Annotated in this window: 20 protein-coding genes and 1 tRNA gene; 7 read left to right on the forward strand and 14 right to left on the reverse strand. The window is 64.8% G+C overall.

From position 1 onward, the window contains the following. Positions 1 to 13: 13 nt before the first annotated feature. Positions 14 to 397, reverse strand: a complete 384-nt coding sequence (locus DNX69_RS03220; RefSeq protein ID WP_234826827.1) for a M20/M25/M40 family metallo-hydrolase — start codon at positions 395 to 397, stop codon at positions 14 to 16. Between the two features lie 229 nt (positions 398 to 626). Between DNX69_RS03220 and DNX69_RS03225 the strand changes: the two genes are divergently transcribed. Continuing rightward, positions 627 to 1,487 (forward strand): AraC family transcriptional regulator, encoded by an 861-nt coding sequence (locus DNX69_RS03225; RefSeq protein ID WP_110784566.1) that lies wholly within the window; start codon positions 627 to 629, stop codon positions 1,485 to 1,487. 67 nt (positions 1,488 to 1,554) lie between these two features. On the opposite strand, the gene crcB is transcribed toward DNX69_RS03225, so the two are convergent. The 3 genes from crcB to DNX69_RS03240 all read right to left on the reverse strand — a co-directional run bounded on the left by crcB (position 1,555) and on the right by DNX69_RS03240 (position 4,111). Beyond that, entirely contained in the window at positions 1,555 to 1,929 is a 375-nt protein-coding gene (crcB, locus tag DNX69_RS03230) for a fluoride efflux transporter CrcB (RefSeq protein WP_110784567.1), read from the reverse strand. Between the two features lie 151 nt (positions 1,930 to 2,080). Further along, a complete protein-coding gene (locus tag DNX69_RS03235) occupies positions 2,081 to 2,677 on the reverse strand; it encodes a superoxide dismutase (protein WP_110784568.1) in 597 nt (198 codons plus the stop codon). Positions 2,678 to 2,875: 198 nt separating this feature from the next. Then, positions 2,876 to 4,111 (reverse strand): MFS transporter, encoded by a 1,236-nt coding sequence (locus tag DNX69_RS03240; protein WP_110784569.1) that lies wholly within the window; start codon positions 4,109 to 4,111, stop codon positions 2,876 to 2,878. A gap of 273 nt (positions 4,112 to 4,384) precedes the next feature. Between DNX69_RS03240 and DNX69_RS03245 the strand changes: the two genes are divergently transcribed. Together DNX69_RS03245 and DNX69_RS03250 are read left to right on the forward strand one after the other, a co-directional pair. Then, positions 4,385 to 5,758, forward strand: a complete 1,374-nt coding sequence (locus DNX69_RS03245; RefSeq protein WP_110784570.1) for an MATE family efflux transporter — start codon at positions 4,385 to 4,387, stop codon at positions 5,756 to 5,758. A gap of 132 nt (positions 5,759 to 5,890) precedes the next feature. After that, the gene (locus DNX69_RS03250; protein ID WP_110784571.1) at positions 5,891 to 6,337 is read left to right on the forward strand and encodes a DUF2147 domain-containing protein; all 447 of its coding nucleotides are present in this window, start codon (positions 5,891 to 5,893) and stop codon (positions 6,335 to 6,337) included. On the opposite strand, the gene DNX69_RS03255 is transcribed toward DNX69_RS03250, so the two are convergent. From DNX69_RS03255 to DNX69_RS03270, 5 genes are all read right to left on the reverse strand, one after another. Further along, on the reverse strand, positions 6,327 to 7,496 hold the full coding sequence (locus DNX69_RS03255; protein ID WP_110784572.1) for a DUF3095 domain-containing protein: 1,170 nt from the start codon (positions 7,494 to 7,496) through the stop codon (positions 6,327 to 6,329). The genes DNX69_RS03250 and DNX69_RS03255 overlap by 11 nt on opposite strands. Before the next feature lie 71 nt (positions 7,497 to 7,567). After that, the gene (locus tag DNX69_RS26760) at positions 7,568 to 7,702 is read right to left on the reverse strand and encodes a hypothetical protein (protein WP_283809320.1); all 135 of its coding nucleotides are present in this window, start codon (positions 7,700 to 7,702) and stop codon (positions 7,568 to 7,570) included. Positions 7,703 to 7,827: 125 nt separating this feature from the next. Then, positions 7,828 to 8,211 (reverse strand): GNAT family N-acetyltransferase, encoded by a 384-nt coding sequence (locus DNX69_RS03260; RefSeq protein WP_349626948.1) that lies wholly within the window; start codon positions 8,209 to 8,211, stop codon positions 7,828 to 7,830. A gap of 135 nt (positions 8,212 to 8,346) precedes the next feature. Then, complete coding sequence (locus tag DNX69_RS03265) at positions 8,347 to 8,622, reverse strand: DUF1778 domain-containing protein (RefSeq protein WP_110784574.1); 276 nt, start codon at positions 8,620 to 8,622, stop codon at positions 8,347 to 8,349. 328 nt (positions 8,623 to 8,950) lie between these two features. Further along, positions 8,951 to 9,027 (reverse strand) — tRNA-Met (locus DNX69_RS03270). 288 nt (positions 9,028 to 9,315) lie between these two features. On the opposite strand from DNX69_RS03270, the gene DNX69_RS03275 reads away from it, so the two are divergent. Beyond that, positions 9,316 to 10,749 (forward strand): coniferyl aldehyde dehydrogenase, encoded by a 1,434-nt coding sequence (locus tag DNX69_RS03275; RefSeq protein WP_110784575.1) that lies wholly within the window; start codon positions 9,316 to 9,318, stop codon positions 10,747 to 10,749. Positions 10,750 to 10,817: 68 nt separating this feature from the next. Next, positions 10,818 to 12,422 carry a GMC family oxidoreductase gene (locus DNX69_RS03280; RefSeq protein ID WP_110784576.1) on the forward strand — a complete coding sequence of 535 codons (1,605 nt, stop codon included), beginning with the start codon at positions 10,818 to 10,820 and terminating at the stop codon, positions 12,420 to 12,422. Positions 12,423 to 12,742: 320 nt separating this feature from the next. Here the strand turns inward: DNX69_RS03280 and DNX69_RS03285 are convergent, their stop codons facing one another. Continuing rightward, positions 12,743 to 13,504, reverse strand: coding sequence for a glucose 1-dehydrogenase (locus DNX69_RS03285; protein ID WP_110784577.1), 762 nt, complete (start codon positions 13,502 to 13,504; stop codon positions 12,743 to 12,745). A 108-nt stretch (positions 13,505 to 13,612) separates the two neighbouring features. On the opposite strand from DNX69_RS03285, the gene DNX69_RS03290 reads away from it, so the two are divergent. Further along, positions 13,613 to 14,395: an SDR family oxidoreductase gene (locus DNX69_RS03290; RefSeq protein ID WP_110784578.1), complete on the forward strand. Its 783-nt coding sequence runs from the start codon at positions 13,613 to 13,615 to the stop codon at positions 14,393 to 14,395. A 54-nt stretch (positions 14,396 to 14,449) separates the two neighbouring features. Here the strand turns inward: DNX69_RS03290 and DNX69_RS03295 are convergent, their stop codons facing one another. Continuing rightward, entirely contained in the window at positions 14,450 to 15,076 is a 627-nt protein-coding gene (locus DNX69_RS03295; RefSeq protein WP_110784579.1) for a response regulator transcription factor, read from the reverse strand. Between the two features lie 446 nt (positions 15,077 to 15,522). Between DNX69_RS03295 and DNX69_RS03300 the strand changes: the two genes are divergently transcribed. Further along, positions 15,523 to 18,114 carry a hybrid sensor histidine kinase/response regulator gene (locus tag DNX69_RS03300; protein ID WP_110784580.1) on the forward strand — a complete coding sequence of 864 codons (2,592 nt, stop codon included), beginning with the start codon at positions 15,523 to 15,525 and terminating at the stop codon, positions 18,112 to 18,114. Between the two features lie 26 nt (positions 18,115 to 18,140). Here DNX69_RS03300 and DNX69_RS03305 read toward each other — a convergent pair whose 3' ends face one another. From DNX69_RS03305 to DNX69_RS03315, 3 genes are all read right to left on the reverse strand, one after another. Next, positions 18,141 to 19,394, reverse strand: a complete 1,254-nt coding sequence (locus DNX69_RS03305) for an EAL domain-containing response regulator (protein ID WP_110784830.1) — start codon at positions 19,392 to 19,394, stop codon at positions 18,141 to 18,143. 220 nt (positions 19,395 to 19,614) lie between these two features. After that, positions 19,615 to 19,926, reverse strand: coding sequence for a PilZ domain-containing protein (locus tag DNX69_RS03310; protein ID WP_110784581.1), 312 nt, complete (start codon positions 19,924 to 19,926; stop codon positions 19,615 to 19,617). 11 nt (positions 19,927 to 19,937) lie between these two features. Beyond that, entirely contained in the window at positions 19,938 to 20,813 is an 876-nt protein-coding gene (locus DNX69_RS03315) for a CheR family methyltransferase (protein ID WP_110784582.1), read from the reverse strand. Positions 20,814 to 20,824: the final 11 nt, after the last annotated feature.

A 20,824-nucleotide genomic window follows, 5' to 3' on the forward strand; every position in this document is an offset into this window, starting at 1 on the left:
ACTTCCCTCTGAGTTATGCCGGCTCGATGCCGCACCAGCTCGCGGTGAATAGTGCGAGCGCCTTTGTGACTCGCTTCACCGAAGCGAGATCGACGCGCTCGTTGAAGCCATGCGCTCGTTCCATCGTGGCACCGAAGCAGAACGCCGGAACACCGAAATCGAGGCCATAGAAGCGGGCGTCCGTCAGGGCGGTCGACGAGAAGCTGGTCAGCTTGCGCCCGAACACATGCTCGTAGACCGAAGCCAGAACGGCTTCACTCTCCTGAATCTCAGTCGCCTCGTAGCCCGGCGAGAGAAAGCCGGACCAGACGATCTCCGGCGGGTTGTTGTGTATTGCGGCCTTGATCGCATTCGAACCAGTGCCGGCGCGCGCAACATGGACGGGTATGCCGCGCACTGAATTCGCGTCTGTTCATCGAGCTCTCCGTGGTCGCATATCGACATGAGATTGACTTCGCCAAGCCCGCATCCGGGTTCGGCGAATGATGTGGGCGCCGGTATTGTTGCCGGATGCCCTGTCCCGCGCTACCTGATCGGGGACAACAATCATCGCGATCGGGCCATGTCTGGCCCGGAAGATGCATGAGAGCGCTGCGAAAACGCCACGGATCGGGAGTTCACGACCCATGAAAGTCGCAACGCGGCGAAAAGACACTGCTGAATTGCGCGCCTACCGCAGGCAGGAAGGCCGAGTAGCAGCCGCAAATTGTGCGGGACATCTTCAGACCATTGCGCGACCGGTCGCCGCGATGACGGCCACCTATCCGAACGAGAGCACCAGTACGCGTCACTTGCATCGGCGCGACCAGTTCATCCTGCAGATCACGGGTGTAACCGCCATGATGACCGAACGTGGTCATTTCGTCGTGCCGCCCGGTCATGGCTTGTGGATTCCTGCCGGCGTCGTGCATCAATCGCGTGCCTGGGGTGAGGTCGAGGCGCAGACGATCTACGTCACGCCGAATCGCGAGCGGAAGGCCGCCGATACGTGCCGCCTGATCCGCGCCTCGTCGCTGGTCGAAGCGCTGATGGACGAGGCCGTACGCATACCTGAGATCTACGACCAGAATGGACGCGACGGCACGCTCATCGAATTTCTCCTCACTGAGATCGCGCGGATGCCGGAGGTGACGCTGCACGTGCAGGTGCCGCCGGACCCGCGCCTTGCCGAGATCTGCAAGGCGGTGCTGGTCGATCCGTCGTCAAACCTCACTCTTGACCACTGGGCCGACAAATGCGGCCTCAGCCGCCGGACGCTAACCCGGTTATTCCGCCGAGAGACTGGCCAGAGCTTTTCAGGCTGGCGGCAGCGCGTGCGACTTTTGGAAGCCTTGGCACGTCTCGGAGCAGGCGAAACTGTGACTGGCGTCGCGCTCGACGTCGGCTACGATAGTCCAAGTGCCTTCGCCGCGATGTTCAAGCGCGAGCTTGGCGCAGCACCGCGGCACTATCTTCGTTGGACGGATCAGGAGGTGGCGCTGCGCTAACGTCCTCAGATCGCTCGAAAACGCTCTAAGCTGGATTGCTTCGCTCCGCTCGCAATGACGCGCAGCATCAGGTGACGGCGCGGATCAGCGCCATCCCCGCGAACAGGCCGGCGATCGCCAGCCCCACCGAGCCGAGCACGTACAGCACCGCGAGCCACACTGCGCCGCGCTCGTACAACAGCGCCGCATCGAGCGAGAACGCCGAGAACGTCGTGTAGCCGCCGAGAATTCCGGTCATCAGGAACAGCCGGACGTGCTGCGACGAGCCGCCTTTGAAGGCGAAATAGCCGGCGATCAGTCCCATCACGATCGAGCCGGTCACGTTGATGAAGAAGGTGTGGTAGGGGAACGCAGTGCCGAGCAGCCGGCCGCTGAACGTGTTGATGAAGTGGCGAAACATCGCCCCGAGCCCGCCGCCCAAGAACACCACGAGATAGGCCATCCGAGAATTGCTCCGTATCCGACTGTCGCCCTGAATTCGTTCTTGCAGCAGCAGGGGTGCGACCGCAAGCCGCATCGCCGGGCGCCGCTGCCAAAAGAAAAGGCGGCCGCACCGCGACCGCCTTTTCGATGTCGTGATCGAGCTGCGCCGATCAGGCCTTGGAGTACATCTCCTCGACGTACTCCCAGTTGATCAGGTTCTCGATGAACGCCTTCAGGTAGTCCGGGCGCTTGTTGCGATAGTCGATGTAGTAGGAGTGCTCCCAGACGTCGACGCCGAGGATCGGGGTGGCGCCGTGGACCAGCGGGTTCTCGCCGTTCGGGGTCTTGGAGATCTCGAGCTTGCCACCCTTGACCGACAGCCAGGCCCAGCCCGAGCCGAACTGGCCCGCGCCGGCGGCGGCGAAATCGGCCTTGAACTTCTCGAAGCCGCCGAGATCCTCGTCGATCTTCTTGGCCAGCGCGCCCGGAACCTTGGATCCGCCGCCGTTCGGCTTCATCCACTTCCAGAAGTGGATGTGGTTGTAGTGCTGGGCGGCGTTGTTGAACAACGGGGCGTTCTTATTGAACGAGCCCTTGACCACCTCCTCGAGCGACTTGCCCTCGAATTCGGTGCCCTTCAGCAGGTTGTTGCCGTTGGTGACATACGCCTGATGGTGCTTGTCGTGGTGATATTCGAGCGTCTCCTTCGACATGTACGGCTGCAGGGCGTCGTAGGCATACGGCAATTCGGGACGCGTGAAGGTCATGATTCATTTCCACGATGGGTGGGGGACGTCGTCTTAACAGGAACCCTTATAAAAGGTTCCAGGCTGGGACCCAATATCTATTCTAACTTGCAACAGCGTGTCGCAGCGGCGGCGCCGAAGCCAATACCGCTGCGAGATGAACAGCTTACCGCAAGGGGGTGATGCTACCGCCGCAGGCGGCGTCGGTTCGCTCTACACTCAAGCCGCCACCGGCACCACCAGCTCCTCGCGCCGACGCGGCGGGCGGACGTTCATCAGCATCTGGGCACAGCCGGCGATCAGGCCGATCAGCACCGCAGCCTGCCAGGCGCGGTCGTAATTGCCGAGGTGGTCGTAGATCACCCCGCCGCCCCAGGCGCCGAGGAACGAGCCGACCTGATGGCTGAGGAAGGCGATGCCGGTCAGCGTCGCCATGTAGCGCAGCCCGAAAAGCTGCACGACCAGGCCGTTGACCAGCGGAATCACCCCGAGCCACAGCGAGCCCATGATCGCGGCGAACACGATGGTCGTGGTCGCCGAGGCCGGAAAGTAGAAATACGCCGCGACCGTCAGCGAGCGCACGATGTAGATGCCGCCGAGCAGATACTGCTTCGGAAACCTGCCGCCGAGCCAGCCGAACGCGTAGGAGCCGAACACGTTGAACAGGCCGATCACCGCCAGCGCCGAGGCGCCGAGCGACGGATCGAGCCCGCAGATCGCCAGATAGTTCGGCAGATGCGTGGTGATGAACACGAGCTGCAGACCGCAGACGAAGAACGCGAGCGCCATCACCACGAAGCCGGAATGGCCGAGCGCGGCCTGCACCACCTCGCCCGCCGACTGCTTGACGTCGTCGGCCTTGTCGATTTCCAGTCTGTCGGCGCGGCCGGCGAACAGGGCGGACGGCAGCATCGCCGCGGCGAGGCCGAGGAAGCCAATCAGCGCCATCTGCCAGCCGGCGGTCGAGATCAGCGTCTGCGCCAACGGCGAAGCCAGCACCAGGCCGAGCGAGCCGGCGGCCGACACCGCGCCCATCGCAACGCTGCGCTTGGCCGGCGACACCGTGCGCGAGGTCACCGTCATGGTCATGCTGGAGGCGGTGCACGACAGCGCAATGCCGACACACACCCCGCAGCCCAGCGTGAACATCAGCGCCGAATCCGCGACCATCATGAGGACGAGACCGGCCGCATAAACTACGACGCCGCCCAGCATCACCCAGCGGGTGCCGTAGCGATCGGCGAGCAGGCCGACCATCGGCTGGGTGACGCCCCAGATGATGTTCTGCAGCGCCGTGGCGAAGGAGAAGTCGGCGCTGGTGATACCGACATCGCGGATCACCGAGGGCTGAAACAGCCCGAAGCTCTGGCGCATGCCCATGGCGAGACTAAGCAGCACCGAGGCGCCGATCAGGATCGACCAGCGCTGAAACGGACTGAGCTGAGCAGCCTTCATGAGCGAATTCCTTCCCGGGAGAATATTTGTCCGCCTTCATGCCCTGGTTTGGGAGATTTGACCATCCGTGCCGGCGGTATCCGGGTTCTGCGCAAGATGCAGGGGTGAGGCCTTCCACAATCGGCGGTCCTGAGCCCTGCACGAAACGCCGCCACGCCCGCGCGCCGCGCAATGCCCTGGCGCTTGTGTCCGGCGAGGCGTTGCGCTTATTATATTTTGATCATCATACAAAAGACCACCGCACACACAAGGCGGCATTCGGGGAGCGACAGCATGACCATCGAAGCACCTGCCGACGCGCCCCTGCCCGCTCCGCCACTGAACCGGTTGCTGACCGCGCCGATCCTGCCGACGCTGCTACGGCTAGCGACGCCCAACGCCATCGCGATGCTCGGTACCGCCTTGGTGGCGGTGGCCGAGACCTCCTATATCGGCCGGCTCGGCACCGAACCGTTGGCGGCGATCGCGCTGGTGTTTCCGTTCGCGATGCTGACGCAGATGATGTCGGCCGGCGCGATGGGCGGCGGCGTCTCGTCGGCGATCAGCCGTGCGCTCGGCGCCGGCGATCCGCTCCGCGCCGGCGTCCTGGCGCTGCATGCGATCCTGATCGGGATCGGCGGCGGGCTGGTGTTCACGCTGGTGATGCTGACGTTCGGCCGCTCGCTGTTCGCACTGCTCGGCGGCCACGGCGAGGTGCTCGAGCAGGCCTGCAGCTATTCGGTGGTGCTGTTTTCGGCCGCCGTATCGATCTGGCTGGTGAACACGCTCGCCTCCATCCTGCGCGGCACCGGCGACATGATCCTGCCGGCCGCCGTCCTACTCGGCGTCGCGGCTCTGCAGGTGGTGATCGGCGGCGCGTTCGGGCTCGGCCTATTCGGAATGCCGCGGCTCGGCATGCCCGGCGTCGCCTCCGGCCAGGCGATCGCGTTCACGCTCGGCTCGCTGTTTCTGTTGGTCTACCTCGCCAGCGGTCGCAGCCGGCTGCGGCTGCAGTTGCGGTCGTTCCAACTGCAATGGCCGATCTTCATCGACATCCTCAAGGTCGGGGCACTGGCCTGCCTCGCTCCGCTGCAATCGGTGCTGACGATCCTGATCTTCACCAAGGTGCTGGCGAGCTACGGCACCACCACGCTCGCCGGCTACGGCATCGGCTCGCGGCTGGAATTCCTGCTGATCCCGATCGCGTTCGCAGTCGGCGTCGCCTCGATCCCGATGGTCGGGATGGCGATCGGCGCCGGCGACGTGGCGCGGGCGCGGCGCGTGGCCTGGACCGCAGGTGCGGTGTCGGCGGTGATCGTCGGAGCGGTCGGCGCGGTGCTGGCGATCTGGCCTTCGCTGTGGGTGTCGCTGTTCACCACCGACCCGGCCGTCACTGCGGCGGCGCATGCCTACTTCCACCTCGCCGGCCCCGGCTTCGGATTTTTCGGCCTCGGCGTGACGCTGTATTTCGCCAGCCAGGGCGCCGCCAAGGTCGGCGGCCCGGTGCTGGCGGCGACCGCGCGGTTGGTGTTGGTGGCCGTTGGCGGATGGGCGTTGGTCGCCTTCGGCGCACCGGCGTCCGCAATGTTCGCGATGGTGGCGGTGGCGATGGTGGTGTACGGGCTCGGCAGCGCCGCAGCGATCCATCTGACACGCTGGGTCAAATGAATCGGATTTATCCCCAGCGCGCGGTGGGGGTCACACGATTGCACGAATCGGGCGCTCTGTTATCCAACCGCCCGCCGCGCCGCTTCTGAATGCTGTTCGCGGCTCCCCGCGCGTATCGTTTGGAGGTATGGAATGGCCGTTCGGTCCGGTTTCGTCGTTGCTGCTGCCCTGGCTGTCCTGGTGTCGCTGCCGCCCGCAACGGCGGTGGCCCAATCGGCGGGGCCGCAGGGGACCTGGTTGACCCAGGCCGGCGACGCCAAGGTCCGGATCAAGAGCTGCGGCAACGCGCTCTGCGGTACCATCGTCTGGCTGAAGCAGCCAACCGATCCCAACACCGGTAAGCCGCAGATCGACGACAAGAACACCGATCCGCAGCTGGCCTCGCGTCCAATCATTGGCCTGCAGATCTTCGGCGACATGCGCCCGGTGTCGCAGGGCAAGTGGAGCGGCCACATCTACAACGCCGACGACGGCAAGACCTACCAGAGCAGCATCTCGCATACCGGCCCGACCACGCTGCTGGTCGAGGGCTGCGTCGGCACGCTGTGTGGCGGCGAGACCTGGACGCTCAGCCGCTGAGCGACGCGTCGCCGCGCATCGCCTTCAAAGCCAGCGCGGCGGACGCATAGCCGCCGCCGGCGCCGTCGATGAAATGCACATGATCGCTGCGCGCCACCGAGGGCGTAAAGCACGTCACCATTGCCGATTGCTGCCGCGACACACCATAGCGCGCGACACCGGCGGCCGCCGCCGTGGCCAACTTCTGCTCCAGCGCGTCGGCAAGCTCCGGCGCGCAGTCGACCACCATGCGTAGGCCGTCATCATATTTGCGGAAGTCGGAGTTTTCGACCAGCTCGGCCAAATAAGCGCGCGGCACGAAACCGCGCACCGTGATGCCGAGGCGGATGATCAAATAACTGAGCAACGTCCGCACCAGCAGGCCGGCACGGCGCAGCGTCAGCGATCCGCCGTGCTCGGCGCGGGCTTCGAGGTCGAGGCCCCGCGGCGGCCAGCGCAATCCCGGTCCTTCGCGAGGCACCGGCCGTCCAGCCTCCGGGCTGCGCTCGACCAGGGCCACGATATCTTCGATCAGGCTGCGATACGCCGCCGCATCGGCCTGCGCGGTCGGCACGATCAGCACCGACAGGATGACGCCGCGCCGGGCCGGCATTTCCTCGAATCGGCACGACAGGCCGGAGAGATCCGGCGCGGTGCCTAGCGGCGCCGGCGGAATCGAAAACTCGCCGCGCTTCATCGCCGCCTCGGCCCAGCCCAATCCGCCGCCAGCGAACATCGCGTAGCTGACGTGCGGCGACGGCGCGAACCGCGCGACGCGGACCTCGAGCCCACTGGCGCGGATCGCCGCGACCGGCACCAGCGCGATCCGCATCGTCAGGTCGAGCTCGTCGTGCACCCAGGCGGCTGTGGCCGCCAGCGCGTTCCGGGCCGCCGCCACATCGGCCGGCGCCACCGCGAAGCCGGCGCCGTCGCCGCCGAACACGAACGGGAATTCGCGCCCCTCGAGCGCGTTGGTCACCGCCGCGATCACGGCCGCTCCGGCCATATTGACGGATTTGTAGCGCTGCTCGGCGATGGCGCGGGTGGAGTCGACGATGTCGGCGACGCCGATGCTCCAATCGTCCGGCAGCAGCGCGTAGAGGGCAGGATCCATCAGGCTGCGGAAGCCGCGAAACACCGCAACGCCCTCGTAAAAGCCGCCGCTGTCGCCTGCGCTCATGGCGCCCGCCCCTCCTCGATTGGTGACGATGAGTTATGTCCGCAAACCCGATCGGTTGCGAACGGCCGAGGTCAGTCGCCGCCCGAGCACAGGCCGAGCGCAGCCGTGATGGTCCCGCGCGTACAGCGGGTCAGCGTGATGTCCGAATACAGCCCATAGGCGAACACAGCCACGGCCAGCAGGAAAATAATGCCAAGCGATTTCACGTCAGATGTCCGGTTCGCCGCCAGCCGGCGCAAGCACAGCGCTCGCTGGCGACGACTGAGATGGTCGCCCGTTAGATCAGATCGGGAGCGGCAGGATCAAGCCTGGGCGATTGAGGAAGCGTCCATCAGATGGCGGCACCGAACTGTTGCTGCAATTCCGACATCCGAATGATCATCGCACGCCGAGGATCAAACGGCAGATCCCTGAATCCCCAACTCGCATAGAACCCGCGGACGCCGTCGTCGAGCGGATGGGTGACCACGCCGACACATCCCACGATCTCAGCGGCACGCAGCGCCGATCTCAACGCGAACTGCAGCAATGAAGCGGCGTGCCCATGACCTTGATAGGCTTTGTCCACCGCAAGCTGGCCCAGTAGCAAAACCGGCACTGGATCCGGCTGGTTGCGCTGCTGCGGCTTCGGCAGATAGGCCCGTTCGATTTGACTGGCGCTCAGCGTCACATAGCCCATGATCCGGTGTGATTCCGAGTTGGTGATGACGTTCACCCGCGACGCCCCGCTGACATGGTTCGCCCAGGCGTGCCGACGAAACCAAGCGTTCAACGACTCTCGCCCGCAATCGAACCCGTCGCGATCGTCCGCTTCCGAGAGTGGGCGCGGCGCGTTCGCAAACGCAGTCACCTAGCGATCCCAGGTCGGCTTCAGCCTTGCCAGCTTCTGCAAAGCCGGATTTGGTTCGGGCGGGGTCGCCAGCCAGCTCTCGAACGCTTCCCAATCCTTCGCAGAAATGGTGACGACGCTGCGACTGAGAACATCGATCTCCGCGGCTTCGACCGACTTCCGGCGCACGAACTCACTCAGACTTGTGCGCGACTGCTCGGCCGCAGCTTCGAGCATCGCGCGCTCCTCGCGGCTGACCCGGACACTCAGAACCGTTGTGGCGTTGGGCTGATCCATCGTGCGTATGACAATAGCATACAAGCAGTTGCATCCCCACCCCAAGCTGACTGCCTATCGGGTGGAATTGCGTAATCCACGGCTGGCAACGCCGCCACTTTGGCCGATCCGGAATTCATGTAACATATTGATAAGATTTATAAAAATTAGATCATCGAGCATATTTGGCCGATCTCTTGGCCGATCTTCAGCGTTGGCTCTGGCGCCGGCTGCGCGATCGGCTGCCGCTGCGGGGCCTGAATAACCATCGCGCCCGATCGAACTCGGCAAGCAGACATGAAAAAGCCCGCACGCGGCGGGCTTTTTCACTGATCTGACGATCGAGATTTGGTTGCGGGGATAGGATTTGAACCTATGACCTTCAGGTTATGAGCCTGACGAGCTACCGGGCTGCTCCACCCCGCGTTAAACCTTGCGCGGCTTTCAGAAAACCGATGACCATCAACGCCTTGAAGCGCTGATCGATCCTCCCGGAGGCTTCCTGAGAAGGTGCCCGGGGCGAATGCCCGGGGCGCGAGGGGTGTCTACCAACACCGGCGGGATTTGCAAAGCCCCAAGGGAGGGTTTGGGCGAAGATTTTCAAGATTATATGACGGACGGAACCCGGTGTGGTTGCCGGATCGCCTTTCCCCTGCGACACTTCGGCAAAATCGGCCCATTCGGCAACAAAACGGGCAGCGCAGGGAGCGAAGGATGGACCAGCCGGTCGGCGGTTTCGGGGGCAATGCGCTCCACGACAGCTTTCATCGCATGTTCGACCTGTCGCGGGCCGAGCCGCCGCCGACGCTGGAGCAGCGCCAGGACCGGCTCGCCCGGCTGCGCGCACTGATCAAGGACAACGAAAAACGATTCGAGCAGGCGATCTGTGCCGATTTCGGCCATCGCAGCTCGACCGAGACGCTGATCGCCGAGACGCTCAGCCTGCTCGGCGACATCAAGCACACCTCGCGGCATCTCAAGCGCTGGATGGCGCCGCGCAAGGTGTCGACCCAGCTCCAATTCCTGCCCGGCAAGAACCGGCTGCTGCCGCAGCCGCTCGGCGTGGTCGGGGTGATCGCGCCGTGGAATTATCCGCTGCAGCTCACCATCGCGCCGGCGATCGGGGCGATCGCAGCCGGCAACCGGGTGATGATCAAGCCGAGCGAATTGTCGCCGCACTTCGCCGCGCTGCTGCAGGAGACTGTCGCGGCCAAGTTCGACGCCAGCGAAATGATGGTGACCGGGATCGAGCCCGGCATCGCCGAGGCGTTCGCACGGCTGCCGTTCGACCATCTGATGTTCACCGGCTCGACCCGGGTGGGCCGCATCGTCGCGGCGGAGGCGGGCAAGAACCTCACCCCGGTCACGCTCGAACTCGGCGGCAAATCGCCGACCATTGTTGACCGCTCCGCCGATCTCGACGAGGTGGCGCCGCGGATCGCCTACGCCAAGCTGATGAACGCCGGCCAGACCTGCATCGCGCCCGACTACGTGCTGGCTCCGCAGGACCGGGTCGAAGCCCTCGCCGGCAAGATCTGGGGCGCGATGCAGCAGATGTGGGGCACCGATCCGGCCAATCCGGACTACACCTCGATCATCGCCGAGCATCACTACGCGCGGCTGAAGGGCCTGGTCGACGACGCGGTCGCGCACGGCGCGCGGCTGCTGCAGCCGGCCTCCGCGAGCGACGCGGCCTGGCAGGATAAGCGCAAATTCCCGCCGACCATCGTGCTCGGCGCCACGCCCGAGATGAAGATCATGCAGGAGGAGATCTTCGGTCCGCTGCTGCCGATCCTGCCCTACAGCGAGCCGACCGAGCCGATCGACTTCATCAACGGCCGCGATCGGCCGCTGGCGCTGTACTGGTTCGGCACCGATGACGCCGCGCGCGATCAGGTGCTGGCGCGCACCGTGTCGGGCGGCGTCACCATCAACGACTGCCTGGTGCATTTCGCGCAAGCCAACCAGCCGATGGGCGGCGTCGGCGCCTCGGGCACCGGCGCGTATCACGGCGAATGGGGCTTCGCCACCTTCACCAAGATGAAACCGGTGTTCTATCGCTCGCCCTACAACCGGTTCGCCGATCTGTATCCGCCCTATGGCGGAAAGATCGCGCGGCTGTCGAAGATGCTGCGCCTGATGTCGTAAAGCGTAACACCGCACGGCCGAAGAAGCCGGCGGCAACAAACAAAACAACATCGCGGAGGGAAACGCGCATGAGCGAAACAGTGGATTTCGTCGTGGTCGGCGGCGGCTCGGGCGGCTGCGCCGTCGCTGGAAGGCTGTCGGAAGATGCCGGCACGTCGGTGGTGCTGCTCGAAGCCGGCGGCACCGCCGACAATTGGGTGGTGAAGACGCCCTACGCGCTATCGCTGATGGTGCCGAGCAAGCTGAACAACTGGCATTTCGAGACCGTGCCGCAGTCCGGCCTCAATGGCCGGATCGGCTACCAGCCGCGCGGCAAGGGCCTCGGCGGCTCGTCGGCAATCAACGCGATGGTGTATATCCGCGGGCACAAATGGGACTACGACCACTGGGCCGAGCTCGGCAATGCCGGCTGGTCCTATGCGGACGTGCTGCCGTATTTCAAGCGCTCGGAGAACAACACCGAGTTCAACGGCGCGTATCACGGCCAGAGCGGTCCGCTGCATGTGAACCGGCTGCGCACCGACAATCCGGTGCACGAGATCTTCCTGCAGGCGGCGCGCGAGGCGCAGTTCCGCATCCGCGATGACTTCAACGGCGAGGAGCAGGAAGGCCTCGGTCCGTATCAGCTCACTCAGCACAACGGCGAACGCTGGAGCGCCGCGCGCGCCTATGTGCATCCCTACATCGGCACACGTCCCAATCTGCGGGTCGAGACCGAGGCGCAGGCGACGCGGATCCTGGTCGAAGGAGGCCGCGCGGTCGGTGTTGCCTATCGGCAGAACGACCAGATCCGCGAGATCCGCGCCCGCCGCGAAGTGATCCTCGCCTCCGGCGCGTTTCAGTCGCCGCAATTGTTGATACTGTCGGGCATCGGCGACGCCGCCGCGCTGAAACCCCATGGCATCGACGTCGTGCATCATTTGCCAGGCGTCGGCCAGAACCTGCAGGATCACCCCGACTTCATCTTTTCCTATCAGTCCGACGCGCCGTACTTCACCGGCACCAGCTTCACCGGGATCGCGCGGCTGCTGTCGACGATCGGTCAGTATCGCCGCGAGGGCCGCGGACCGCTGACCACCAACTTCGCCGAATGCGGCGGCTTCTTGAAGACCCGGCCCGACCTCGACGTGCCCGACATCCAGTTGCATTTCGGTATGGCAATGGTCGACGATCACGGCCGCAAGCGGCACTGGGGCACGGGATTCTCCTGCCATTTCTGCCTGCTGCGGCCGAACAGCCGCGGCAGCGTCAGCCTCGCTAGCGCCGATCCGTTCGCACCGCCGCGGATCGATCCGAATTTCCTCGGCGATCCGTCCGATCTCGAAACCATGGTGGCGGGCTACAAGACCACGCAGCGGCTGATGCAGACGCCGGCGCTGCGCGCGCTGCAGCAGAAGGATCTGTTCACCGCGAACGTCCACTCCGACGACGACATCCGCGCCATCCTGCGGGAGCGCGTCGACACCGTGTATCACCCGGTCGGCACCTGCAAGATGGGCAGCGATCCGATGGCGGTGGTCGATCCACGTTTGAAAGTGCATGGCGTCGGTGGCTTGCGCATCGTCGACGCCTCGGTGATGCCCACCTTGATCGGCGGCAACACCAACGCCCCTACCATCATGATCGGCGAGAAAGCCGCCGACATGATCCGCGAGGAGATGCGGGCGCATTGAGGTCGTCTTGCTGGTGACGTCATTCCGGGGCACGCGCAGCGCGACCCCGGAACCCAGCAGTTTGGTCCCCGCGATCCCCGCCGCGGATGAACTCATCGAGATTCCGGGTTCGCTCACTTCGTGAGCGCCCCGGAATGACGAGGGATAGAGCCTGCCCGCCGAGCGCACAGAACATCCAGCGCAGTCATTACCAGATGCGTCCGCGGTCAAGCACACGTGAGAAACACTCATGCTTGGCATCGCGCCGCAGCGCGTAGGAATGTCGTGCTCGCGAGTTGCACTCGCCTCCTGGAACGACAATTGAAAGGCGGAGCCGATTGTTACCCCAGCAAGAACCCACCATCTACCGTCACCACGCTGCCGGTCATGTAGCGCGAGGCGCTGGAGGCCAGCAGCAGGATGGCGCCGTCGAGGTCGCTTTCGTGGCCGACGCGACGCTGCGGGATGCTCTTGATCAGCTTCTCGCCGGCCGGCGTCGCCCACAGCTCGCGGTTGATGTCGGTGTCGATGTAGCCCGGCGCCAGCGCGTTGACGCGGATGCGCGAGCTCGCGAGCTCCAGCGCCATCGCCTTGGTGGCCTGGATGATGCCGGCCTTGGAGATGGCGTAGGGCGAGACGAATTTCAGCACGCTCTGTCCGAGCACCGAGGCGATGTTGACGATGTTGCCGCCCTGCTGCCGCGCGATCATCCGCCGCGCGACTTCGGTGGCGAGGAAGTACGCGCCCTTCAGATTGGCGCCGATCACCTTGTCCCAATCGGCCTCGGTGGTGTCGACCGCAAGTTTCTCGGTGGCGACGCCGGCGTTGTTGATCAGCACGGTGATCGAGCCGAGCGCGGCCTCGGCCTGATCGAGCGCCGCAGCCATCGAGCCGAGATCGGTGACATCCATCTGCACCGCGACAGCACGGCCGCCGCCGTCCTTGATCTCCTGTTCGAGCGTTTTCAGCTTGTCGATCTGCCGCGCCGCCAGCACGATCGCGGCGCCGCGTGCGGCGAGCACGCGGGCGAATTGCCGGCCCAGCCCCTGCGATGCGCCGGTGACCAGAATGACTTCGTTGCTGACGTCGAACAGTTGATCCATGCCGCGTTTCCCGTTGATGTGTTATGCGTGGCCTTCCCCTTACCATGCCGAAGCCGCTTGGCTAGAGTGCCGCCCTCACCGACATCGCCATCCATGCTGGAGTGAAACGTGGATCTTGGAATCAAAGGCCGCCGCGCGCTGGTGTGCGCATCGAGCAAAGGATTGGGACGTGGCTGCGCTGCGGCGCTCGCCGCCGAAGGCGTGCATGTGACGATGACCGCACGCGGCGCCGAGGCGCTGGCACAGGCCGCCGCTGAGCTGCGCAAGGCCTATCCCGACGTCGAGATCATCGATGTCGCCGGCGACATCACCACGCCGGAAGGCCGCGCCGCAGCGCTGAAGGCGTGCCCGGAGCCGGACATCCTGATCAACAATGCCGGCGGACCGCCGCCCGGTGATTTCCGCGACTGGAACCGCGACGACTGGATCAAGGCGCTCGACGCCAACATGCTGACGCCGATCGAGCTGATCAAGGCGACCGTCGACAAGATGATCGAACGCAAGTTCGGCCGCATCGTCAACATCACCTCGGCCGCCGTGAAGGCACCGATCGACGTGCTCGGCCTGTCCAATGGCGCACGCACCGGCCTGACCGGCTTCGTCGCCGGCCTGTCGCGCAAGACCGTCCGGCACAATGTGACGATCAACGCGCTGCTGCCCGGGCCGTTCGACACCGACCGGCTGCGCGGCGTCGCGGCCGGCCAGGCGAAAGCGTCGGGCAAGCCGGCCGAGCAGATCCTGGAAGCGCGGAAGAACGAGAATCCGGCGGGCCGGTTCGGCACCGCCGACGAGTTCGGCGCGGCCTGCGCGTTCCTGTGCAGCGTTCACGCCGGCTATATCACCGGCCAGAACCTGCTGCTCGATGGCGGCGCATTTCCCGGCACGATGTAAAGATCGCGCCGACGTTCCCACCGGCAGCGGCAACGCTGCCGGCGCACGGCCCGGCTATTTCTGAGCCGTCATCACGATCCGCACCAAATCGGTGGCGTTGCGCGCCCCGAGCTTCTTCATGATGTTGGCGCGGTGATACTCGATGGTGCGCGGGCTGATGCCGAGCTGGCGACCGGCCTCCTTGTTGGTGTTGCCAGAGGAGAACAGCTCCAGCACCTCGCGCTCGCGCAGCGTCAGCGGTTCCTTGCCGGGGAAATTATAGGACGGCGCCTTGCTGGCCTGACCGGCGTCACGGCGGCGTGAAAACGCCTCGATCGCTTCTTCGACCCGCGACACGATCTCCTTACCGCGGAACGGCTTCTCGATGAAATCGAGCGCGCCATTCTTGATGGCGTTGACCGCCATCGCGATATCGCCTTTGCCGGAAATCATGAATATCGGCGCCGGATAATCTTCGGCATGGAGCTCGGCGAGAATATCCAGACCGGACCGACCGGGAATATGCACGTCGAGCAGAATGCAGGCCGGGCTGCGGTTGCGCGCCACCGCAAGCAACGATTCACCATCGGCGAAGCAAATCACCTGATAGCCCGCGGCCGAAAGCACGATCGACAGCGTTTCGCGGACCGCCGGATCGTCATCGACGACGAAGACCTCTCCCCCCGATGATTGCTCGTTCATTGCACGACCTCCCGGTAAATAACCATGATGGAACGCACCACTTTGGTTTGAACCCGTAATTGTACGAGGAACCAAGTTAACTCGAAGACAGCACCAAACCGTTATAGTGATCTGGTAATTTGCGAGGTCGGCGGTGTTATCTGCCTCCTCTGTACTAACTGAAAAACAACTCCAAGGTCGGACGCTCGACTATCGTCACGCGGATCACTCGTCGCCCTGCCCTGATCGGATACGACCGACGAGCCGAAGCGTTTCACGCCACGGTCGAGGACTATAATGGCCCGAATATCACTATGAGCCGGATTCGAGCAAGCAAACCGTCCGATTCAGTACGGCGCCGGGTGGATAACCCGGCTTGTCACGATCCGCGAAGCCGGCGCCGGCCCACGACCGAGCGCTGCCGCACCCCTGCCCCGCCCTCGCACCGCTGACCGAGAGGCCCGTCGATGCTGCCGCCGGCCCGCCCGAATCTCAAGCGCTCGCTGGTCACCCTGCGGCTGACGACCGTAGTCCTGATCGTCACCATTGTCGGCACCAACCTGATCTTTCTCAGCAACCTGCGCGAAACCACGCTGCAGACCGCGGAAACCAACCTGTCGCGCTATGCGCTGACGCTGGCGGAGGAAGCCGACCGCTCGTTCAAATCGGTCGACCTGCTGCTGTCCAGCATCCGCGACTACGTCTCGCGCGCCGGGGTCATCGACAGCGAGTCCTATCGCCGGCTGATGTCGCTACAGAACACGCACGCATTGCTCAGCGAGAAGATCACCGGCCTACCTCAGATCGAAGCCGTCACGATGATCGACGCCAGCGGCGAGCTGATCAACTTCTCCCGCTATTGGCCGATTCCCAAGGTCAACATTGCCGACCGGGACTACTTCAAGGCGCTCAGCGGCGATCCGACCCTCTCGACTTTTGTCAGCGCGCCAGTCCGGAACCGCGGCACCGGCACCTGGAACATCTACTTCGCGCACCGCTTGAGCGCCCCCAAGGGCGGATTCATCGGACTGCTGCTCGGCGCAATATCGCTGCAGTATTTCGAAAATTTCTTCGCAGCAACGTCGCCGGGCCTCGGCACGGAGATCTCGCTGATCCGGACCGACGGCATGTTGCTGGTCAGCTATCCGATCTCCGGCAGAATCGGAACCGCGGTAACCGACGGCGGAAGGGTGGCCGCGGCGACAGGGGGCACGGCACAGGAGACGACCACCGCAGGCACCCACCTTCGGGCAACGCGGGCCCTCCCGAACTATCCGATCGTGGTGCAGGTGACGCAGCCGCTGGAGAGCGCGCTACAGAGCTGGCACAACATGGCGGCGCTGATGATCGCGATGTCCCTGATCAGCGCCCTCGTGATCATCACCGGCAGCGTCGCAATCGCACGCTGGTGGGGCAAGCAGCATCTCTACGCCGAGGCGGCCGAAGCAGCCAGCGCAGCCAAATCCAGCTTCGTGGCGATGATGAGCCATGAGATCCGAACCCCGATGAACGCGGTGATCGGGCTCGCCACCAACCTGCTCGAGACACGTCTCGACGCCGAGCAGCGCCAGGCGGTCGCCAGCATCCACGACGCCGGCGACAACCTGCTGCAGATCCTCGACGACATCCTCGACTTCTCCAAGCTGGAAGCCGGCCGGCTCAGCCTGGAGCCGATCCCGTTTGCGCCGCGCAGCATCGTCGACAACACGCTGAGCGTGATCAGCCCGCGTGCCGTCGCCAAGGGGCTGGTGATCCGCCAGGAGACGCGCGGCGAAATTCCAGAGGCATTGACCGGCGACGCCGGCCGCATCCGCCAGATTCTGCTCAACCTGCTGTCCAATGCGGTGAAGTTCACATCGACCGGCGAGATCGTCGTGACCACCGAATGCGTGTCGCGGGATTCGACCGGCGCGCGGATGCGATGGATCGTCACCGACACCGGGATCGGGATCGCTCCCAACAAGATCGAGTCGCTGTTCAAGGACTTCGTCCAGGCCGACAGTTCGATCAGCCGGCGGTTCGGCGGATCCGGCCTCGGTCTGGCGATCAGCAAACGGCTGATCGAACAGATGGGCGGCAAGATCGGCGTGGTCTCGACACCCGGCCGAGGCTCCGAGTTCCACTTCTCTTTGACCCTGCCGATCGCCGACGACGCCGCCCCGCCGGAACAGGACGACCAGGACGTGTTCGCGCAGTTCCGCGCCAGGATCGAGGCGTCGGGCAGGCCGCTGCGGGTGCTCGTGGTCGACGACAATCCCACCAACCGGACGATCGCGGCGCAGATGCTCGGCGAATTTCGGGTGCAGACCAACACCGCCTGCGACGGCACCGAAGCGGTCACCGCGGCGACACGGTTCAGCTACGACGTCATCCTGATGGACGTGCGGATGCCGGAAATGGACGGGCTCGACGCCACCCGCGCGATCCGCGCGCACGGCGGGACGCTCGCCGCAGTGCCGATCATCGCCTTCACCGCCAATGCCTTCGCCGAGGACGCCGCTGCCTGCCGCGCCGCCGGCATGAACGATCACGTCGCCAAGCCGGTACGGAAGAAAGCGCTGGTGGAGGCGATCCTGCGGGCGCTGCCGCCGATTGCGCCGGTCGCCAAATCAGCCGCCGAACCTGCCGCTCCGGTGACCGTCAACGAGCCGACGGCACCGGCATCAGAACCGGCGGAGCCTGCGCCGGGGACCGTGAAGGCGGGACAGCTCTATGTCGGCCGCAAGGCGTTCGGCCACCTCGTCGACGAGATCGGCAGGGACGCTACCCTGGCTGTGCTCTCGGTGTTCGTGCGTGATACCGCGCTGCGGGTCTCGCTGTTCGGCACGCTGGACGTGAGCACCGACCATCGCCGGATCGAGCGCGAGGCGCATTCGCTGAAGAGCGCGGCGGCGACTTTCGGCCTCGACCGGCTGTCGGCGCTGGCGCGGGAGCTCGAACAGAACGCGCCGCACCTGACGCAGACCGACTATCTGGTACTGGCCGGCCGGATCAAGGATGCGTTCGAGGCGAGCCGCCGCGAACCGGCCGCCGACGACGAACTGATCGAGCTGGCCTGACGGTCGCCGCCTGATCGCTGCGGCGCTCAGGCTCCGCGCTGCAGCATCGCCGCGGCGTCGCCACGGGCCGCGGGGTGAAGCGCCGTCCAGCCCTGATACCAGTCGACGAACGCATCGCGCGGTAGCGCGCGCGAGAATTCAAAACCCTGGCCGATATCGCAGCCGAGCGCGTCGAGCGCACGCCACGTGGCGGCGTCCTCGATGCCTTCGGCGACCGCTTTCATGTTGTACTGATGCGCGATCGCGACCGACGACGAGACGATCTTCCACATGTCGGCGTCGGTCAGGCAGTCCTTGACGAACGAGCGGTCGATCTTCAATTCGCTGAACGGCATCCGCGCCAGCGCCGACAGCGACGAATAGCCGGTGCCGAAATCGTCCATCGAGATGCCGATGCCCTTGAGGCGAAGCCGCAGCAGCACGTCCATCGCGCGGCCGACGTCGGACATCGCCGTGGTCTCGGTGATCTCGATCATCAGTGCGCGCGCCGGCACGCCGATCTCGGCGAGCAGACGTTCGATCTCCTCGGGCAGCGAGGTGTCGGACAGCAGAGATGCCGACAGGTTGACCGCGACGACAAATTTCGGCTCGGTTGAGATGAACGCCGCGGCGAACCGCATGCTGTCGCGCAGCATGTTGAATGTGATCGCCTTGATCAATCCACCCTGCTCCGCCAGCGGGATGAACCGATCCGGTCCGACGGCGCCGAAGGTCGGGCTGTCCCACCGCGCCAGAGCCTCGCAGCCGATCACCTTGCCGCTCGCCAGGTCGATCTTCGGCTGAAACGCCGCATAGACTTCACCGCTCTCGATGCCGCGCAACAGATCGCCTTCGGTGATCTGCGCCGCTCCGGCGTTGGACCGGCGGCGCGACGCCCCCGCTTCCGGAGACGTCGACAGCGCCCCCCGGAGCAGCGTCAGGTCGATCGGCTTCGGCAGCGACACGGTATCGAGCATGCCGACGGCGTGCGCCATGCGCACCGTCGCATTGAGAATCCGCTGGTCGCACCCGCTGATCACGATGATCCGACGCGGCTTGGTGTCGTGGTCGGCGATCAGCCGCAACAGCTCGATGCCGTCGTGGTCGCCGAGCGACAGATCGATGGTGACGTAGTCGTATCGGCCGGTCGCGAGCCGATCCGCGGCCTCGTGATAGGACGCGGCGAAATGCGGGTGATAACCGAGTTTGATGCAGACGCCGCTGATAATCGCGCCTTGCAACGGGTCGTCGTCGACCACCAGGACATCGATCGTCGGGCTGGGTGAAATTCCATCTCGCATCGCGGTGGCTCGCTCTGGGAGCTGTCGGAGCATCTCGGCACGGTCTCGATCGGCGCCCTGTCCCGTTCGTCTGCCGAAGCGGTTCGAGCGCCAACCAGCACGCGAAACCACATTATCACTCGACTATTGAACGATGTGTTTGCGGATATCGGACTCGGACGAAGTCGGGCCGAAATCGTTAGCAATCGCCTATCCCGATCGCTCGGATTTTTGGAAACGGTCAGGTGGTGCGGTCTTCCCGGGCAGGCAATTTATTGGGCTTGTTGCGAGTGTTGAGAAAGCGGACGTCGATCTCGGAGCCGTTGACGCGGACCAGTTCGCAGCGCCGATACGCCAGCCCGGTCGACGACAGCAGCAGGAAGAATTCCTTCAGGTTCAGGCCTTCGATCGAACCTTCGAGCTCGAGCTCGGCATCGACACTGGAGACCGCCTTGAGGACGCAGTTCCGTCGCCAGGTGCCGTCGATACCCATAATCCAGACGTTGTAGCCCCGCCCGAACGACACCCTCTCAGCTCCGGTCTCGGACGTCACTTCGGTCTCCTTTATCGCCCGGTCAAGGCCCCCGCCCGCAGACCGCCGGCGGCGAGACTCGGCGCCGCCGCTGCGGCGCCGGTGTTCGGCAGATACACGCCGCGCCGTTTCGGGCAGATCCGGTAAGCGTCGGTGAGGCCGACCACGGTTTCGGCGGCGCCGAGGAACAGATAGCCGTCCGGCTCGGTCGCTCGCTGCAGCCGGTTGAAGATGTCCGACTTGGTCGCCTGATCGAAATAGATCAGCACGTTACGACAGAAGATGATGTCGAACTTGCCGAGCGAACCGAAATCCTGCAGCAGGTTGAACTGCCGATATTGCACCATCGACCGCACGTCGGCATTGAGCTGCCACATCGTGCCGACCTGCTTGAAGTACTTGACCAGAAGCTGGATCGGCAGACCGCGCTGCACCTCGAACTGGGTGTAGAGGCCGGCCTTGGACTTCTCCAACACCTCGGGCGACAGATCCGTGCCGATGATTTCGATCCGCCAGCCGGCGAGCTCGGAGGCCTTCTCCTTGAGCAGCATCGCCAGCGAATACGGTTCCTGCCCGGTGGACGACGCCGCGCACCAGATCCGCAGCGACTTACGCCCGGCCCGCGCCTTGATCAGTTCCGGGATGACACTGTCCTTGAAGTGATCAAACGGCGTCTTGTCGCGGAAAAAGAAGGTCTCGTTGGTGGTCATCGCCTCGACGACGTCGTGAATCAACGCCTCCGAGCCGGCCTTCATCTTCTGCACCAGATCGGTGATGCCGGGGACACCAGCCTTGCGGGCGAGCGGCAGCAGCCGACTTTCAAGCAGATATTTCTTGTCGGCCGACAACACCAGGCCAGAACGGTCCTTCAGCAGTTTTTGCAGGTACTCGTAATCGAGCGGTGTCATGCGATTCTTCC

This window comes from Rhodopseudomonas palustris (genome assembly GCF_003226555.1).
GTDB classification, from domain to species: Bacteria; Pseudomonadota; Alphaproteobacteria; order Rhizobiales; family Xanthobacteraceae; genus Rhodopseudomonas; species Rhodopseudomonas palustris_I.

Bases quoted from the DNA above. Each gene is read 5' to 3' on its own strand.
- DNX69_RS03235 (WP_110784568.1), bottom strand. From the start codon at position 2,677: ATGACCTTCACGCGTCCCGAATTGCCGTATGCCTACGACGCCCTGCAG.
- DNX69_RS03245 (WP_110784570.1), top strand. From the start codon at position 4,385: ATGACCATCGAAGCACCTGCCGACGCGCCCCTGCCCGCTCCGCCACTG.
- crcB (WP_110784567.1), bottom strand. From the start codon at position 1,929: ATGGCCTATCTCGTGGTGTTCTTGGGCGGCGGGCTCGGGGCGATGTTT.
- DNX69_RS03305 (WP_110784830.1), bottom strand. From the start codon at position 19,394: ATGCGAGATGGAATTTCACCCAGCCCGACGATCGATGTCCTGGTGGTC.
- DNX69_RS03315 (WP_110784582.1), bottom strand. From the start codon at position 20,813: ATGACACCGCTCGATTACGAGTACCTGCAAAAACTGCTGAAGGACCGT.
- DNX69_RS03295 (WP_110784579.1), bottom strand. From the start codon at position 15,076: ATGAACGAGCAATCATCGGGGGGAGAGGTCTTCGTCGTCGATGACGAT.
- DNX69_RS03255 (WP_110784572.1), bottom strand. From the start codon at position 7,496: ATGAGCGCAGGCGACAGCGGCGGCTTTTACGAGGGCGTTGCGGTGTTT.
- DNX69_RS03225 (WP_110784566.1), top strand. From the start codon at position 627: ATGAAAGTCGCAACGCGGCGAAAAGACACTGCTGAATTGCGCGCCTAC.
- DNX69_RS03300 (WP_110784580.1), top strand. From the start codon at position 15,523: ATGCTGCCGCCGGCCCGCCCGAATCTCAAGCGCTCGCTGGTCACCCTG.
- DNX69_RS03275 (WP_110784575.1), top strand. From the start codon at position 9,316: ATGGACCAGCCGGTCGGCGGTTTCGGGGGCAATGCGCTCCACGACAGC.
- DNX69_RS03265 (WP_110784574.1), bottom strand. From the start codon at position 8,622: ATGGATCAGCCCAACGCCACAACGGTTCTGAGTGTCCGGGTCAGCCGC.
- DNX69_RS03280 (WP_110784576.1), top strand. From the start codon at position 10,818: ATGAGCGAAACAGTGGATTTCGTCGTGGTCGGCGGCGGCTCGGGCGGC.
- DNX69_RS03285 (WP_110784577.1), bottom strand. From the start codon at position 13,504: ATGGATCAACTGTTCGACGTCAGCAACGAAGTCATTCTGGTCACCGGC.
- DNX69_RS03240 (WP_110784569.1), bottom strand. From the start codon at position 4,111: ATGAAGGCTGCTCAGCTCAGTCCGTTTCAGCGCTGGTCGATCCTGATC.
- DNX69_RS03250 (WP_110784571.1), top strand. From the start codon at position 5,891: ATGGCCGTTCGGTCCGGTTTCGTCGTTGCTGCTGCCCTGGCTGTCCTG.